General features: G+C 43.5%; 19 protein-coding genes and 1 tRNA gene. 11 read left to right on the top strand and 9 right to left on the bottom strand.

The window, feature by feature from the left end:
* Positions 1-9 precede the first annotated feature (9 nt).
* Genes trpB through KYS23_RS09925 form a run of 3 tightly spaced genes read left to right on the top strand, consistent with a single transcriptional unit; the run spans position 10 to position 2311 of the window.
* Positions 10-1191, top strand: coding sequence for a tryptophan synthase subunit beta (gene trpB, locus KYS23_RS09935; RefSeq protein ID WP_159531287.1), 1182 nt, complete (start codon positions 10-12; stop codon positions 1189-1191).
* A complete protein-coding gene (gene trpA / locus KYS23_RS09930) occupies positions 1191-2000 on the top strand; it encodes a tryptophan synthase subunit alpha (RefSeq protein WP_218397127.1) in 810 nt (269 codons plus the stop codon). Before trpB ends, trpA begins: the two co-directional genes overlap by 1 nt.
* Before the next feature lie 11 nt (positions 2001-2011).
* Positions 2012-2311 (top strand): YciI family protein, encoded by a 300-nt coding sequence (locus KYS23_RS09925; RefSeq protein WP_159531291.1) that lies wholly within the window; start codon positions 2012-2014, stop codon positions 2309-2311.
* Positions 2312-2568: 257 nt separating this feature from the next.
* Here KYS23_RS09925 and KYS23_RS09920 read toward each other — a convergent pair whose 3' ends face one another.
* Complete coding sequence (locus tag KYS23_RS09920; protein WP_218397128.1) at positions 2569-3033, bottom strand: pyridoxamine 5'-phosphate oxidase family protein; 465 nt, start codon at positions 3031-3033, stop codon at positions 2569-2571.
* Positions 3034-3567: 534 nt separating this feature from the next.
* Here KYS23_RS09920 and KYS23_RS09915 point away from each other — a divergent pair.
* Genes KYS23_RS09915 through KYS23_RS09905 form a run of 3 tightly spaced genes read left to right on the top strand, consistent with a single transcriptional unit; the run spans position 3568 to position 5856 of the window.
* On the top strand, positions 3568-3843 hold the full coding sequence (locus tag KYS23_RS09915) for a PepSY domain-containing protein (RefSeq protein ID WP_159531295.1): 276 nt from the start codon (positions 3568-3570) through the stop codon (positions 3841-3843).
* A gap of 2 nt (positions 3844-3845) precedes the next feature.
* Positions 3846-4520 (top strand): response regulator transcription factor, encoded by a 675-nt coding sequence (locus tag KYS23_RS09910; RefSeq protein WP_063458348.1) that lies wholly within the window; start codon positions 3846-3848, stop codon positions 4518-4520.
* A 10-nt stretch (positions 4521-4530) separates the two neighbouring features.
* On the top strand, positions 4531-5856 hold the full coding sequence (locus KYS23_RS09905; protein ID WP_218397129.1) for an ATP-binding protein: 1326 nt from the start codon (positions 4531-4533) through the stop codon (positions 5854-5856).
* On the opposite strand, the gene KYS23_RS09900 is transcribed toward KYS23_RS09905, so the two are convergent.
* Positions 5853-6896, bottom strand: a complete 1044-nt coding sequence (locus KYS23_RS09900; protein WP_041452556.1) for an AI-2E family transporter — start codon at positions 6894-6896, stop codon at positions 5853-5855. The genes KYS23_RS09905 and KYS23_RS09900 overlap by 4 nt on opposite strands.
* Positions 6897-6971: 75 nt before the next feature.
* Here KYS23_RS09900 and folX point away from each other — a divergent pair, with 75 nt between their 5' ends.
* Both folX and KYS23_RS09890 read left to right on the top strand, forming a co-directional pair.
* Positions 6972-7340: a dihydroneopterin triphosphate 2'-epimerase gene (gene folX / locus KYS23_RS09895; protein WP_057792815.1), complete on the top strand. Its 369-nt coding sequence runs from the start codon at positions 6972-6974 to the stop codon at positions 7338-7340.
* A 58-nt stretch (positions 7341-7398) separates the two neighbouring features.
* Positions 7399-8295: a TIGR01777 family oxidoreductase gene (locus KYS23_RS09890; RefSeq protein ID WP_218397130.1), complete on the top strand. Its 897-nt coding sequence runs from the start codon at positions 7399-7401 to the stop codon at positions 8293-8295.
* 241 nt (positions 8296-8536) lie between these two features.
* On the opposite strand, the gene KYS23_RS09885 is transcribed toward KYS23_RS09890, so the two are convergent.
* Entirely contained in the window at positions 8537-11059 is a 2523-nt protein-coding gene (locus KYS23_RS09885) for an ABC transporter permease (RefSeq protein WP_218418495.1), read from the bottom strand.
* Positions 11060-11074: 15 nt separating this feature from the next.
* Positions 11075-11773, bottom strand: coding sequence for an ABC transporter ATP-binding protein (locus KYS23_RS09880; RefSeq protein ID WP_218397133.1), 699 nt, complete (start codon positions 11771-11773; stop codon positions 11075-11077).
* A gap of 17 nt (positions 11774-11790) precedes the next feature.
* On the opposite strand from KYS23_RS09880, the gene KYS23_RS09875 reads away from it, so the two are divergent.
* The 3 genes from KYS23_RS09875 (at position 11791) to KYS23_RS09865 (ending at position 13764) form a co-directional block, all read left to right on the top strand.
* A complete protein-coding gene (locus tag KYS23_RS09875) occupies positions 11791-12441 on the top strand; it encodes an arylesterase (RefSeq protein ID WP_309475335.1) in 651 nt (216 codons plus the stop codon).
* A 74-nt stretch (positions 12442-12515) separates the two neighbouring features.
* Positions 12516-12704, top strand: coding sequence for a hypothetical protein (locus tag KYS23_RS09870; RefSeq protein ID WP_218418494.1), 189 nt, complete (start codon positions 12516-12518; stop codon positions 12702-12704).
* 79 nt (positions 12705-12783) lie between these two features.
* Positions 12784-13764 carry a hypothetical protein gene (locus KYS23_RS09865; RefSeq protein WP_218418493.1) on the top strand — a complete coding sequence of 327 codons (981 nt, stop codon included), beginning with the start codon at positions 12784-12786 and terminating at the stop codon, positions 13762-13764.
* Between the two features lie 65 nt (positions 13765-13829).
* Here the strand turns inward: KYS23_RS09865 and dusC are convergent, their stop codons facing one another.
* From dusC to KYS23_RS09840, 5 genes are all read right to left on the bottom strand, one after another.
* Entirely contained in the window at positions 13830-14768 is a 939-nt protein-coding gene (gene dusC, locus KYS23_RS09860; RefSeq protein ID WP_159531311.1) for a tRNA dihydrouridine(16) synthase DusC, read from the bottom strand.
* A gap of 202 nt (positions 14769-14970) precedes the next feature.
* Complete coding sequence (locus tag KYS23_RS09855; protein ID WP_218418492.1) at positions 14971-15144, bottom strand: DUF1289 domain-containing protein; 174 nt, start codon at positions 15142-15144, stop codon at positions 14971-14973.
* A complete protein-coding gene (locus KYS23_RS09850; protein WP_159531315.1) occupies positions 15144-15374 on the bottom strand; it encodes a hypothetical protein in 231 nt (76 codons plus the stop codon). Before KYS23_RS09850 ends, KYS23_RS09855 begins: the two co-directional genes overlap by 1 nt.
* A 67-nt stretch (positions 15375-15441) precedes the next feature.
* Positions 15442-16392, bottom strand: a complete 951-nt coding sequence (locus tag KYS23_RS09845; protein WP_218418491.1) for a M14 family metallopeptidase — start codon at positions 16390-16392, stop codon at positions 15442-15444.
* A gap of 128 nt (positions 16393-16520) precedes the next feature.
* Positions 16521-16596: transfer RNA gene (locus tag KYS23_RS09840), tRNA-Glu, on the bottom strand.
* Positions 16597-16726 lie beyond the last annotated feature (130 nt).

Raw genomic sequence — 16726 nt, 5'->3', positions numbered from 1 at the left:
GGACAACGCATGAATCAATTAGATACAAAATTTGGAGAGTTCGGTGGCATGTATGTGCCAGAACTACTTATTCCTGCACTGGACCAACTAGAAAAAGCGTTTCTAGATGCGAAAGATGATCCTAGCTTCAACGAAGAGTTTTTGGGGTTATTAAAAGATTACGCAGGCCGCCCAACAGCAATGACGCTAACCCGCAACTTGGTGAGCAACCCTAAAGTAAAATTATACCTTAAACGTGAAGACTTACTTCACGGAGGTGCCCACAAAACAAACCAAGTTCTGGGTCAGGCGTTATTAACCAAGCGTATGGGTAAAACCGAAGTTATTGCCGAAACTGGGGCTGGTCAACACGGTGTTGCTACAGCGTTAGCATGCGCATTATTAGGCTTAAAAGCCCGTATTTATATGGGTGCAAAAGATGTTGAGCGTCAAGCGCCTAACGTTTTTCGAATGAAGCTAATGGGCGCAGAAGTTATTCCAGTAAATGCTGGCTCTGGCACACTTAAAGATGCGGTAAACGAAGCTATGCGTGACTGGTCTGCTAATTACGATACCGCACATTACCTGTTAGGTACGGCTGCGGGCCCTCACCCATTCCCGACTATTGTACGTGAATACCACCGTATGATTGGCGAAGAAACACGTGCACAAATTCTAGAAAAAGAAGGCCGTTTACCAGATGCGGTTGTTGCCTGTGTAGGTGGTGGTTCTAATGCTATTGGTATGTTTGCTGATTTCATCGACGAACCTTCTGTACGCCTTGTAGGTGTTGAACCTGCGGGTAAAGGAGTGCACACCAAAGAGCACGGCGCCACTATTGTGACGGGCACTAAAGGTATACTGCACGGCGCTTATACCTTCATTATGCAAGACCACGAAGGCCAAATTGAAGAGAGCTATTCAGTTTCTGCCGGACTAGATTACCCAGCGGTTGGCCCTCAACATGCTTATTTAGCCGAAACTGGCCGTGCTGAGTACGTTGCCGCTACCGATGAAGAAGCCCTTAACGCGTTCCAATTGCTTGCACGCAAAGAAGGTATTATTCCCGCGCTTGAGTCTTCACACGCCCTAGCACACGCATTAAATATGGCCGACGAAGCAGAAGAAGAAACCATTATTGTGGTGAATTTATCTGGCCGTGGCGATAAAGATTTAGCACATGTAACCAAAATTTTAGGGGACAAACTGTAATGGAAAGATATGCAGAAATGTTTGCGCGCCTAGACGCAAAAAATGAAGGCGCTTTTGTTCCCTTCGTGATGATAGGCGACCCTGATTTAGCGCAATCTGAAGCGATAATTTGCCAATTGGTTGAAAGTGGTGCTGATGCACTAGAGCTTGGTATTCCCTATTCAGATCCAATCGCCGATGGCCCTACTATTCAAGCGGCGAGTATTCGTGCGCACAAAAGCAACGTTACAGTAGCTAAATGTTTTGAATTACTCACTCGCGTGCGTAGTAAGTACCCACAAGTGCCTATTGGTTTACTTCTTTACAGCAACCTAGTGATGGCACAGTCTATCGATGGCTTTTATAAAAAGGCCAGTGATGCAGGTGTAGATTCTATTTTAGTTGCTGATGTACCTATTCGCGAAGCTGCACCATTCCAAAAAGCGGCTGATGCTAATGGAATATCACAAATTTTGATTGCTCCGCCGAATGCGACCGATGAAACCATGGAAAAAATTGGTGAGTACTCGAAAGGCTATACCTACCTATTAGGTAGAGCTGGGGTAACTGGCGCTGAAACTGCTGTAGAAATTCCTGCCGCTGAGTTGATTGCGAAACTAACGGCACACAAATGTGCACCTCCACTACTTGGGTTTGGTATTTCTACGCCAGCACAAGTAAAGTCGGCCATTGATGCTGGTGCAGCGGGCGCTATTTCAGGTTCAGCTACAGTGAACTTGATTGCAGCAAACCTAGATGACAACGATGCTATGCTAAGTGCATTGGGTGAGTTTGTGCAGTCTATGAAAGCCGCCACTGCTAAGGGTTAAGGAGTCATTATATGCTTTATATGATTTGTGCTACCGATGTGGCAAACAGTTTGGAAAATCGTTTAGCGGCCCGCCCTGCGCATTTAGCACGTTTAAATACGTTAAAAGATGAAGGTAGGTTAGTTATAGCTGGCCCCTTCCCTGCTATCGACAGTCCAGACCCGGGCCCAGCTGGTTTTACAGGTTCATTGGTGGTTGCAGAATTTGAATCGCTAGAAGCGGCGCAAACTTGGGCAGATGCCGACCCGTATATTGAAGCGGGTGTTTACGAAAGTGTAATTGTTAAACCTTACAAGAAAGTGCTTCCTTAGCGGTCACTCTCAGCGGTTATCGATTTGTGCCTACTTTACGTTTTGTTGTAACTAGTAAAGGTACAGTAGCAATCGTGATGTTAACTGACTCGGCCTCATGAATAGCGAGCGTCAATTGAGCACTCAGCTTCGATTACTGCTCATAAAAAAGCCTGAGAGAAATGCTAACGCATTCCTTTCAGGCTTTTTTGTGTGCGAATCTAAATTGGACACACACTTCAATCTAAATTGGACACACACTCATTTGAGCATTCTAGCTACAAAGTCACTTTGTCGTGTTCACCCATTTCATCAGGTGAAATGGTTTTGCCGGTCATCAATTTAAACATTCCTTTAAGGGATGGGTCAGCCTCCCAAATCTCGGCATCCGCCAAATTAAATCGCAGCATGAGTAAATTCGGATCGTCCTTACCCTTCTCGTACCAAGCTTCTACGCCGTTAGACCAATACTTGTCGATAATATCTTGGCGAGTTTCCTGAACCAATGTTCCGCGAATACATGCGAACACATCATGCCCTTTTGATGAAAACTGTACCATGGCTTCGCCACCTTCAGCGATGCGATTATCTTTAGTGGTGTAAAACCAAAATTCGCTATTAGCATGCTTATCGAGCTGGGCACGCATTGGTTCAGCGTGCGTGTTTTTACTAATAAGGCTAACCATTACATTTGGACTGCTAGACATAGCTTCCCACATTGCCGTTTTAATATCGTGCGACATATTGCCTCCGTTGCATACATTTGAATAAACTTACCCAACTACAATTCACACTACGTGCCAGAAAAACCTCTAGATGCTACAGGTCTTACTAAGAAAGGGCTACATAGGCATCACGCTCTGTAAAAGAGTAAAACACTTGCTACTTCTACCTATAACCTATTCACTCTTGCAGTAAGTTTTTCACACCGACTAAGATTGGATGGACTAAGGTTGGACACACACTTAAATTCGAAAGGAAAGTTAGACACTCTCGTTAATTTAAGCCGCTTTATTCTTAGCCCTTCATATTGGACAGTCACTCAAGTACGAGTATCTTTTGTCACCCGAAAAGTTGAAATTAGAGTGTGTGTCCAATCTAGTACGTTGTTGAATTACTTGTCTGCTTAAGTGACTGTCTCATATTCATTCTTATTATAGCTTTATGTACACGCACTATTTGGCAAGGTAGACTTACACAGATATTCAGTAATGGTTCAGCTCAGGTCTCTATACTAGGTTCCTATCGGGCTTTGCCTGCTTTTTTGGTGAGGATATATGGTGAACATACTTCGCGCTGTAGCTTTGATGCTAGCACTGTTTATAGGCAGTGGTGGCAGTGCCTATGCACAGCAGGAAAAAAGTGGTGAGTTAAGTAAAAGCCAAGCTGTAGAACGCGCTCGAAAAGCCGAGTCAGGTCGTGTACTTCGCGTAAGCCAAACCAATCAAAAATACCGCGTTAAGGTGCTAAAGGAATCGGGGCGAGTTGTCTCTGTTGACGTAGACAAACGCTCTGGAAAAGTGAAAACATCTAAGAACAACTCAAAGGATTAACTATGCGGATACTCATTGCTGAAGACGACAGTCGCCTTCTAACCCAGCTTGATAGCCTATTACAACAACATGGCTACAGTGTAGATTTGGCCGACAACGGCGAGCATGCGCTTTATCAACTCAATGAGTATGCCTACGACCTAGCTATTATTGATATCGGCTTACCTAAAATGGATGGCTTTGAAGTTATTCGAAAGGCAAGGCAAGAAGATATACGCTGCCCCGTACTTATTTTAACCGCTCGTGATCGCTGGCAGGAAAAAGTTGAAGGCTTGGATGCAGGAGCGGACGATTACCTTACCAAACCTTTTCACAATGAAGAGTTACTGGCAAGGGTTAAGGCGCTGATTCGCCGCGCCTCTGGCCAGGCAAATCCTGTTATACAGTTCGGTCCTATTTCGCTGGACACGGTCGCTGAAGAAATCACTGTAAATGATGCCCCTCTCGAGTTGACTGCGTACGAATACAAAGTCATGGAGTACTTAATGCTGAATCCGCAAAAAGTGGTCTCGAAAACAGAGTTAACAGAGCACATTTACGACCAAGATTTTGATCTTGATAGTAACGTCATTGAAGTTTTTGTTGGCCGATTGCGTAAAAAGCTAGATCCAGAAAGTAGCTTTAAACCCATTGAAACCCTTCGCGGACGTGGGTATAGGATTAACCGTAACCTATGAAGCATAATCTATGAAACAACTGTCGCTGAGAATAAGGAGCATTTTATTAGCGATGGGCGTACTTGCCCTATTTGCACCGCTTACTGTGGTTATTTTAGATGACGCCTATACCACAAGTTTAACTCAAGCCAAGATGAGTGAACTTAGACTCATGAACCTAGGGTTGCTGTCCGCTTTTGAGCTAGATGGCGATATTCCCTTTATGCCCGAGATTTTATACGAAGAGCAACTTAACTTGCCTGGCTCTGGTTACTTGGGCGTGATTGTTTTTCGCGGCCACGTAGTATGGCAGTCGGCTTCAGCGTTAGATTACACATTGCCAGCCCCAAATTTAAACATCAATGTGGGCAACGAACTTTTTGTTGAATCGTACATAGCCAATTTCGACAATAATACCGATTATTTCGCCTACGCGTTTACGGCTGAATTTGCCTCAGAAAGCAACTTCGAGCCAGTTCGTTTTTATATTTTTAATAATAAACACCTGTTTAATGAAGAGCGCGAAACCTTTATATCGGTGGTGTGGCGTTGGTTACTGATCCTATCCGGCGGTTTGCTTGTGTTGATAATTGTGGGTATCAGCCTTGTACTTATGCCAGTAAGAAAGCTTATTAGTGAAATATCACTTACCTCTAGCGGGCAGAAACAACAGCTTGATGCGCACTACCCCGTTGAATTTAACCCATTGAAACAGTCAATCAACGAACTGATTAAATCTGAATCTCAGCAGCGTGCTCGTTATAAGAATAGCTTGGGCGACCTTGCCCATAGTTTAAAAACGCCACTGGCTGTAGCATTAGGGGTTGAAAAGCTGCCCAAACAAGCTGTTGAATCTCTCAACCAAATTGACCAAATTATTCAACGCCAATTAAAACGTGCTAGTGCTGGTAAAACGGGGTGGCAAGCGGCTATTCCTCTGTTGCCTATTACGCAAAAAGTGGCTAACGCTATGGATAAAGTGTATCAACATAAGCAATTATCGATAACAATTGAAGCCATTAACAAGGTCGCTATAAAAGCCGACGAAACCGATATTATGGAAATGGTGGGTAACCTGTTAGACAACGCGTGTAAGGCTGCAGACTCAAAAGTGTTGGTTACGCTGACAAACGAAGGAAATTGGGCTGTGTTGACCATTGATGATGATGGTCCCGGCGTACCTTCAGATAAGAAACAAGCCCTGTTAGAACGTGGGACACGATTAGATACTTACACCGACGGGCAAGGCATAGGTATGGCCTTAGTAAGCGATCTTATTGCAATATACCAAGGTAAATTGCTTATCGAGCGCGCCCCTATTGGCGGCGCTCGGTTTATTATCAAATTTCCGGTTTAAGCTTTTCCTTTTTTATCGCCCGCACTAGACAATAACACTGCAAGCCATTGGCTTTCCTCTCGAGACTCTAGTGCTATTTTTACCACCATAGTAAGAGGCACAGAGAGTAGCATTCCCACCGTACCCAATAACCATCCCCAGAAGATTAAAGACAAAAACACCACCAAAGTAGATAACCCCATACCTTTCCCCATCAGTCTTGGCTCTACCATGTTTCCCATAATTGTATTAACTAAAACAAAACCTAACGCAGCCATGCCAGCTGAAGCTAAACCATATTGAACAAAAGCAATAAGTACCGCTGGAAGTGCAGCAATTATCGAACCTATGTTTGGGATGAAGTTCAACATGAATGCCAAAACAGCCCACAATAGAAAGTGGTCGATTCCCATCACATAAAGCCACGTACCGATAATTAACCCAGTACCTAAACTCACCACGGTTTTAATAGCTAAATAACTATTTACAGAACGAATGAAACGGTCGATGTGTTTCAATTTCATATCCGGGTCTGACAATGCAATGTGTAGACGTTTTGGAATGCTGTCTGCCTCAAACAACATAAAAATAACCGTTAACAATATAAGGAATAAGTTCGACAATACGCCGCCCATACCGCTGATAAAATTGGTCGCTACTGACATCGCGGTGGCAGGATCTAAGTGTGTAGCAATCAGTTCTTGGTTAACGTTAATATTGTATTGTGCGAGTTTTTCTATAATCCACGAAAATTCGGTATCGAGCTGTTCCCTATATTGTGGAAGATTTTCTCTAAATTCCGTCATAGACTGTCCTACTAGGCCAGCAAGAAGAAATCCAAAGACTAGAATTATTAGTATTACTAAGGTGATAGAAAGCCATTTAGGCACGCCAAAACGTCCGGTCCAATGAATTATTGGGCTACACGCAATAGCGATAAATATTGATAAGAAGAAAGGTACCATAATCGTACTAGCGGACTTTATTCCCGCCATCACAACAACTAAACATGCGAGGACAATAAGTACTTTCGCTATGGGTGAGCGCAATTCCATGGACATTTTTTTGCTTCATTCCTAATAAAAATCTCAAACACTTTACAGTGACTTATACATAACTACAAATACGAGAATACAATGACCTTCAACTTAGCCACAATTAAAATTAAAAACCTGAGATTGAGAACTTATATTGGTATTAACGAAGATGAAATCATCAATAAACAAGACGTTATCGTTAATGTGAAGATTGATTACGATGCCCAAAGAGCGACAGACAGCGATAATATGGAAGACGCGTTAAACTATAAGGTGATTACCAAGGCCATCATTAAGCTGGTAGAGGACAACCGATTTTCATTGCTCGAAAAGCTCACCGCCGACGTATTAAGTTTGGCTGCTGAACACTCATCAGTACGTTACGCCGAAGTAGAGGTGGATAAGCCGCATGCACTGCGATTTTCTGATTCGGTGTCGCTAACGCTTTCGTGTAATAAAACCGGCTGATTATTTGTTGCACGACCTTTTATAAGCACTTTTATAGTCACTCTTATAGGTACATTGTATGAAAATTTTAATGTCAGGTGGCACAGGCCTCATCGGTAGCGCGTTCATTGAAAAGTTTAAAAGCGAGCATCAGTTTACTGTCATAACGAGATTCCCCAAAAAAGCTAAGCACCTGCTGGGTGGCAATGTATCGTTGGTTTCAGATGTGAGTGACATTGATGATATTGGAATTTTCGATGCCATCATCAATTTGGCGGGCGAACCCATTGCAGACAAACGTTGGACAGACACGCAAAAGCAAAGAATTTGCGATAGCCGATGGGATATTACTTCTAAACTTGTCGCAAAAATTAATAGTGCGGGCACCCCACCACCTTTATTTATCTCTGGTTCAGCAATCGGCTTTTATGGCAGTAAAGGCAGTGTTGAGGTAACCGAGCAAACGCCCCCTCATGAAGAGTTCACCCACGATCTTTGTGCAAAATGGGAGGCTATCGCTACCTCTGTCGCTCGCGACGAAACGCGGGTATGTACGCTAAGAACCGGTGTAGTGTTAGCTAAAAATGGCGGTGCACTAGAGAAAATGGCACTGCCCTTCAAACTAGGATTGGGCGGCAAAATAGGAAATGGTGAGCAGTATTTATCTTGGATCCACATTGAGGACATGGTGTCAGCTATTGCTTACCTACTTGAACATGATAGTTGCCATGGGGCGTTCAACCTTACGGCTCCATCACCTTCAACTAATAAATTCTTCTCGCAAACATTAGCAGAAACGCTTTCAAGGCCCTGCTTGTTTACCGTTCCAAGCTTTGTATTAAAAATAGCGATGGGTGAATCTTCTGACATGATTTTAAAAGGACAAAAAGTGCTACCTGAAAAGCTCGTAACCTCAGGCTACACGTTTGCTTACCCCACTTTGCAAAGTGCGTTGGAAGCAATTTATAAGCACTGACGCTTAATCGAAGGCTTAATCGGACACACACTCTAACTTGAACCATCCGGCTTAATCGGACACAGAACGAAATTGGACACACACTCAAAGTTAAGTGTGTGTCCAACATTTAATCGAGTGACTCGTACGACTATTTGTACCGATTTCAGATACTCACTTGAGTGACTGTCCCTTTCATCCCGCTTTGATCTCCCTTAGGCATTAAAACAGTCTTTCCTAACTCTCGTTAGCTATACATCCTTTAGACCATCTTCCTAAGCAGTGCTGATGTATTTAAGGTAAGCAAGCGCCAGCAGCCAACTGCACCTAAAGCGCCTACCACAATTGCCCCTACTATCGGTGCAATTAGCCAGTACTCAAAGTGAAGACTTGCAGTCATTTGAAACACCTTGGTTTGCAGCATATACAAGCTGAGCTCATTGGCGAGCGCTGCCATGAAACCTGCAACCACGCCTATGATCAGAAACTCAAACACTACACTTTTGCGGATTAAACTGCCTTTAGCGCCAAGTGTTCTTAAAATAGCTAGCTCTTGTCGTCTTTCATCCATGCTGGCTTGGACCTGGGCTATTAACACTAAACTGCCTGCTACTAGCACCAAGACTAAGATAAACTCAATGGCCACCGACACTTGGTTGACAATATCTCTTAGCTGATTAATTCGCGCATCAACATCGAACATGGTGATTGACGCAAATGGTTTTAACAACGTAGTCAGTTCTGACTTCTGCACTTCAGGCAAATAAAAGCTGGTGATGTAGGTTGGATTGAACGCCGCCATGGCTTCAGGTTGAATAACAAAGAAAAAGTTAGGCTGCATGGTTTGCCAGTTCACATTTCTGAAACTAGTTACTTTGGTTTTAACAATTTCACTGCCCACATTGAACGTCAACATATCGCCTAATTCAATGCCAAGTCGTTCACCTACATCCGTTTCGACTGAAACCGCGAATACACCTTGCTCTAATGTATCGGTGTTATCACCATGCCATATACCACTAGTAATTTCGTTCTCTTTTTGTAACGAATTACTCCAAGTTAAATTAGCTTCTCGCCCGAGTCCTTGCCTACCCTCAGTATTCGAATCGTCTTCTTTGGACACTTCGGTATTCACGCTATCATCATTCACCGCAACAAAGCGGCCTCGTATAACCGGGTAAAATTCTTCGATGGTAATTCCGTTTGATTTGAAGTGTGTGTCCAATTCTGTTTTTTGATCGCCGGTTATATTAATCAAAAAGTAATTGGGTGTACCTTCTGGCAACTGAGAGCGCCACTGCGATACCATGTCGTTGCGCATAACCAATACAACTAGCAACAACATGATAGTGACTGAAAAACTAATCAGCTGAACACTATTTTCCATTGAACGACGCTTGATCCGCGCCCAAGCAAGCTGCCACGGGCCCATTTTACCCGAGCCGAATTTACGGCCTGCTGCAATGAGCAAGAAGGTAGCGCCTAGCAGCCCTGCGACTAAAACAACACCTGACCCAAATAAAATAAGGCTGATCATCAAGTCTTGGCTGTAAATCCACATCAAGAGAAATATCGCACCGCCTGAGGCCACATACTGAATGGTCCGAGAACGTAAATTAGTGCTTAAATCACGCCTTAGCACACGCAGTGGAGGAATTGAAAACAACTGCATCAATGGATAAAGCGAGAATAATAACGAGCAGGTTGCCCCTGTGAAAACAGCGATTAGCACTGGCCGCCAGTGCCAAATTGATAAAGCTACGTCAACTTGTTCAGCAACTAACCACACCACAACTTGCTGGCCAATGAAGCCCATTATTAATCCAATAATAATGCCTAGCCCAGTAATAAATAGAATTTGAAGAAGATAGATACGGCGAATGACTTGCTTTGTGGCACCGAGTGTTTTCATGATAGCGACAGGGTCGAAATGACGTTGACTGTAACGCTGGGCTGCCACCGCAATGGAAACCGCTGCAAGCACTATTGCAAGTAAACTCGCCAATAAAAAATACCGCTCAGCACTGGCTACCGAACGCCCAATGGCTGATTCATCATCTTCAACCGTACGCCAGTTATGTAAGTCATCTTGCAAGTTAGGGCTGAGCCAGTCGTAAAAATTGCTAATAGCACTACTTTCGCCTTCAAAATAGCCCACGTAACGTGCCCGACTGCCTGGCCCAGTTATGGCCGTTGCATCCAAATCGGACAGTCTAATCAAGGCGATGGGGTCGGTGTTAAATACACTGAATCCTGCATCAGGAATATCAACCAATACTTTGGTGACAATGAATTCAGCATCACCTATTTCAATACTGTCTCCCAAACTAAGCTTCAGGGTTTGAAACAACAGAGACTGCAGCCACACTTCGCCAGGCATGGGCAAATCTGTTGCCGCTTCTTTCTGTCCAAAAGGCACATCGGTAATATTAACCGTGCCCTTTAGCGGATAGTTCTCGTTTACAGCCCTAAGGTCCACCAATGACATTTCGTCACGATGAAAAACCATCGACCGAGTAGTGACCTGCTTGGCGGTATTAAGCCCCTCATCTCGAGCCTGCTGTAACCAAATCTCATCAATGGGTGTATCAGAGCGTAACTGGGCATCTGCCGCGATAAATGCCGCTGAACGCTCTTTTAGCGCACCTTGCAAACGCTCACTAAATAACGACAGCGACAATACCGCGCCTACCGACAATACAATTGCCAACAAGATAATGGTAAGTTCTCCGCGCTTCGCCTCATGCCGAAATAATCGCCATGCCAAGGTCGATGTCATACTCATTTATAGGGCCTCCATCTAAACAGCCTCTGAGCGCTGTAGAGGCGATACTGGAGTCGACTCTGTCAGAACTCCCGCCTGCATAGTTAACTGCCTGTCACACTTATCGGCAAGCTCGTTATCGTGGGTGACCAGTACCAATGTTGTGCCTTTCTCTCGGTTTAGCGCAAAAAGAAGATCTTCTACTTTATGGCTGTTTGTTGCATCCAAGTTTCCAGTAGGTTCATCGGCAAATAGAATTTTAGGTGAAGTAATAAAAGCACGCGCAATAGCAACACGCTGCTGTTCACCGCCTGAAAGTTGATTTGGGTAATGACTCGCGCGATGCCCAATGCCTACTTGTTCAAGAATCTTACTCGCCATCTGCTTAGGATTATCTAAACCAGCAATTTCGGCTGGCAGCATGACGTTTTCAATAGCGGTTAAGCTTTGCACTAACATAAAGCTTTGAAAAATAAACCCTACTTTTTGTCCACGAAGTACAGCGCGAGCCTCTTCATCCATGGTATGCAGTGGTTCACCATCTAGATAAATTTCGCCTTCGGAAACTTCATCTAAGCCGGCCAACAGCCCCAACAGTGTAGATTTACCTGAACCTGACGCACCGATAATAGCAACGGACTCACCGGACTTGACTTCAAAAGAGATAGGATGAAGGATCTCAAGCTTACCTTCGCTCGTATTTACAGACTTAGTTACTTTGGATGTTTTTATCATATAGGGGTCATCAATTCGTGATTTATCGTTTTCGCAGCGCCGTTTTGTTCACACTGCTTTTATTAATACCGTTATCTGCATTATCAGATCAGACCGATACCATCGTCCCCAATAATTCAGCTAAATTACTGATTCTAGGTGACAGCCTATCTGCTGCTTATGGGTTAGATCAACAAGAAGGTTGGGTGAGTTTGTTACAAAAACGCTGGCGTGACGAGAATATATCGATCGATATTGTAAATGCTGCGGTAAGTGGTGAGACCACTGATGGCGGTTTAGCTAGGCTTCCAAGGTTAATTGAACAGCATACACCAAGCCATATTTTAATAGAACTTGGGGGTAATGATGGCCTGCAAGGGCACAGTATCAGTAAGATTAGAGACAACTTGAGCGCAATTGTTAGCATAGCAAAATCGGACAATACAACCGTTTTTGTGCAAGACATGCAGATCCCCACTAATTACGGTAAACGCTATACGCAAATGTTTAGCGACACTTTTGATACCGTGTCAGAGCAACATGAAGTTACAAAAATTCCTTTTTTTCTTGAGAACATAGCACTTCAAAAAGACCTAATGCAACGTGATGGTATTCATCCTAACGCAAAAGCACAGCCAACTATTGCTGATTTTATGTTCGAAAAATTGACACCTTTAATCATAAAATAACGTTAATCTGTGCTATGCTTTTACCGCTATATGTTAAATGCTAGAACGAAAGTCAGCTCAATTTGGAGATTGTTATGGACGTTACATCATCAACGTCAACACCAGTATCGAATGTACTTCAGTCGCCTCAGCAGGAGCCACAACGACAGATTCAGCAACAACGTGCTAGTCAGCAAACTGAAGTAGGTGCGCCCCAACAGACACAACAAGCGGCTCCTGCCTCAGATAGTAGAGTGGGTTCTCGTATCGACACTTATGTTTAGTTGAAAACCCGCCCTAAGCACAGTAGTTTAATAACGCATTTCCAGCATAATTATTTCCGAATCACTCGGAGATATGGAAATGCCGCTACCTCGATACAAGCAAGTCAATTTAGAAGTCACGCCTTACTATCACTGCACATCACGTTGTGTGCGGCAATCTTTCCTTTGTGGCGTTGATGCTAGTACAGGCAAAAACTACAACCACCGCAGACAGTGGATTGTAGATAGACTACATAGGCTCACGAAAACCTTTGCTATTGACTTGTGCGCCTATGCAGTAATGCATAATCATACTCATGTCGTTGTGCATATTGCGAAAGCGAGAGCTGAACACTGGACCATGGATGAAGTGTTACTTCGGTGGAAATGTTTTTATCGCTGCCCCTCATTAGTCCAACGTTATCTTGATGAAGAGGCCCGAGGTTCGCTATCTGAGGTAGAGCTTCAAAAAGTTGAAGAATTAAGCGAAATTTATCGGCATCGGCTATATAGCGTAAGTTGGTTCATGCGCTTACTTAATGAATTTATTGCGCGAAAAGCTAACAAAGAAGATGAATGTACAGGTTATTTTTGGGAGCGCCGATTTAAAAGCCAAGCAATATTGTCGGAAAATGCGTTAGCGGCAACCATGGCCTATACCGATTTAAACCCTATCCGAGCCGATATCGCCAAAACACCTGAGCAATCAAACTTCACTAGTATTCAATACAGAATTAACGCATTGAAAGTAAACAAAATACCTGCTCGGCTTATGCCGTTTAATGATCAAGTTCCGGTTAATGAAAGCAGCCTGCCTTTTAAATTGAGCGACTACTTAGTGCTTGTAGATGAAACCGGCCATATTATGCGCCCAGACAAAAAAGGTGCTATTCCTCAGAAAATTAAGCCTATCTTGGGCAGACTTAAACTCTCTGGTAATTCTTGGATTACCCTTTCAACCAAACTAGAAAGAAAATTTACGGGCCCGATCGGCTCTGCTGAGCGAATTTGCGTGTTTGCGTCTGCATGCGAATATGGCAGAAAACCAAACATAGCAAATGCCAGAAGGTATCTTCAATAGGCGTTCAGGTCTGAGTTTTTCTAGGCAAAATCAACAAAACATCGCGGTTGATATATTTTAAAAGTCTAGTGTGAGGCTTGCCTGGCTAATACATCTACAATTTCTTGTGATTTTGATAAGCGCCTGATGTCGTTAAACAACAATTCAGCTTCAGGGTACTGCCTTTTTAAATAGCCACACCACTGCTTTATTCGATTTGGGTAGTATTTCCCTTTATCACCGTAGATTTCATAGCCCGAATAGCGAATAAGCAATGCGGCCACATCTTCCCATGCCATAGGCGGTTCTCCATCTCGAATACACCTTGCTAGGTTTGGCATGGCAAGTGCGCCCCTCCCCACCATTAAGTTGGTGCAGGCTGATTGCTCTTGGCAGCGCTTGGCTTCTTCTTCGTTCCATATTTCGCCATTTGCCACTAATGGAATATCGGTATTTTGCTTTATTTTAGCAATCCACTCCCAGTAAGCTGGCGGCTTATAGCCTTCCGTCTTTGTTCTGGCGTGCACAACTAGCTCAGATGCGCCCGCTTCAGTGATAGCGATAGCATTTTCTACAGCAAGAGATTTATCTTCAAATCCCAACCGGATTTTAGCTGATACAGGTTGTGAGGCTGGTACGGCATCACGAACCGCTTTTACGATGTCATACAAAGCTTGAGTTTCTTTTAACAGAACCGCCCCGCCTTTACTTTTATTGACGGTTTTTGCAGGGCAGCCAAAATTTAAATCTACACCCGGTGAACCCAAATCAACCGCAGTATGAGCATTTTCTGCCAGCCATTGTGGATGCTGCCCTAATAATTGCACGCGCACAGGCACGCCGTTTGGGGTTTTGCCGCCATTATGTAGTTCGGGACATAGTTTGTAGAAGGTTTTATTGGGAAGTTTTTGATCCACTACTCTAACGAATTCAGTTACACACTGATCGAACCCACCCACATGAGTAAGCATATCTCGCATTAAATGGTCGACAACACCTTCCATAGGCGCCAGCATGATTTTCATAACTAAAATTTCGCTAAAACTGAGTGATTAAAATTGGCGCGAGAGTGTAGCAAAGTGCGGGTTATATGACCATGCTATTTAAGTGTCGAGCAGAGTTTGTGTACGTTTTTTTGACTGTCCGATTTTATACATATTAATGCGTTCCTGGGAGAAATTTGAGTGACTGTCCAACCCTAACTTAAGTGTGTGTCCAACTTTTGTTCTAACTTGAATGTGTGTCCAACTTTTGTTGTTCTAGGCGGGTGAGGATGTTTTGCTTTTGCTGTGTGCTGTAATTCGACCAGTTGCCAATTTCCTTGATGGTGCGCTTACATCCGGTGCATACATCGTCTTCGTCTAGTTTACAGTTGGCAATACAGGGGGAAACTATACTCACTAATACTTGGCCTTAAGATTCTTATTTTTTATTGAATTACCTTTAGCGACGAGAGAGGCATGTAACATAGCATCAATTACTTTTTGTGTAGGCTCTTTGGCAGCCCACATACAAACATGCACACCGAACTTCGCATTTAAAAATACGTCGAACTGGGTTCTATCTTCATAATCCCCAGTCACCAGTTGTTGTTTATAACCATCATAAATTAATGCAGAAAATGTAAACACGTAAGCCTCCTCATCGAGAAGGCTTAACTATACATCTAGACGTCTAAACATTCAAACATCTAAACGTCTATTTTATAAATTCCAACGCTGCGGTGATTACAGCCACTTGGGCAGCGTTACAATTTTCAGCCGTTGCATTAGCGCTATCAGGGTAGACTTCTGTTGTAGTTACATAAGCTGCATCTGTCATTCCGCCGCAAAGATACAATGCTTTTTTGTCGTAACAAATCACACCTTCAGACAGTAAGTCAGCACCTATAATTTTGCCACTTTCATCAGCAGGCGCGATATGAGTTATTTGCTTAACTGCATCAATAATAGCTTCCTGAAATTGTTTTTGTGGATTCTGGGTATTAGCCACCAGGTAAAAGCCATCAGGAATATTCCAATTATCATGAGTCGTTGCATCTCTTGCTGCTAATGCAGGCCTAAACTCACTGTTGTCCGTATCAGTGGTTTCATGTAAATCGACATGCAATGAAAATGGTAAGTTCAACGATTCAACAAATGCCATTAGCTGGGCTGACTCAGGTGCCGGAGAATTAGGGTAAAATGAACGATTAGGATCTAACGCATACTGATCCCAACGATTGATAGTCTCATAACCCCAAGGGCTAACGCACGGTACGACAATGATGGTGAAATCTTCTGCGTAGTCACTTAATTTAGTATTGATAAACTGAAGCGCCCCCTGCACACCACTGGTTTCATACCCATGCACCCCTCCAGTAACTAGCACCGCAGGCTTGGTTGCATCAATATTTGTAGGCATACCTTTAGGCATATCTTTAGGGATATCTTTAGGGATATTTTTAGGAATTACGGCATACAACGGGTATCGAGACTCATCGTAAGGCAACGCGCCATACTGCTTTAATTCAAACCCTTCAGGAATACTGCCTAACTGCTTAAGCACTTCATCATTATACGAACGCTTAATCGTTTGGCGCTGTTTCCATTCTTCTTTCTCTTCTTCACCCCAAGGTTTTCCTGGCGTGCCGATAGGATAATTTTGCATAAATAACCTCTTTGTTAACACGGCTATATTATCAAGATGGTATTAGTTTGTATGTGGAATATCGATAAGAACGGCAGGAATTAAGCTGTAGAAACGAAAAAGCCAACCCGAAGGTTGGCTTAACGATATGGCGTCCCCAAGGGGATTCGAACCCCTGTTACCGCCGTGAAAGGGCGGTGTCCTAGGCCTCTAGACGATGGGGACAAAAAATCTTCTTTCAAAAGCAACGCTTCTGAGATTTTTTGTAAGGCGAAGCGAGCTCTGCGAGCTGAGCGACATTATCCTTACAAAAACAAATTTTTGTCGCTGATAGTAACTTTCTAATTACTACCGG

The organism is Alteromonas lipotrueae, assembly GCF_019249255.1.
Lineage (GTDB): Bacteria > Pseudomonadota > Gammaproteobacteria > Enterobacterales > Alteromonadaceae > Alteromonas > Alteromonas lipotrueae.
Note: the sequence above shows the minus strand (reverse complement) of the source record. Positions and strands in the feature narration are given on the sequence as shown.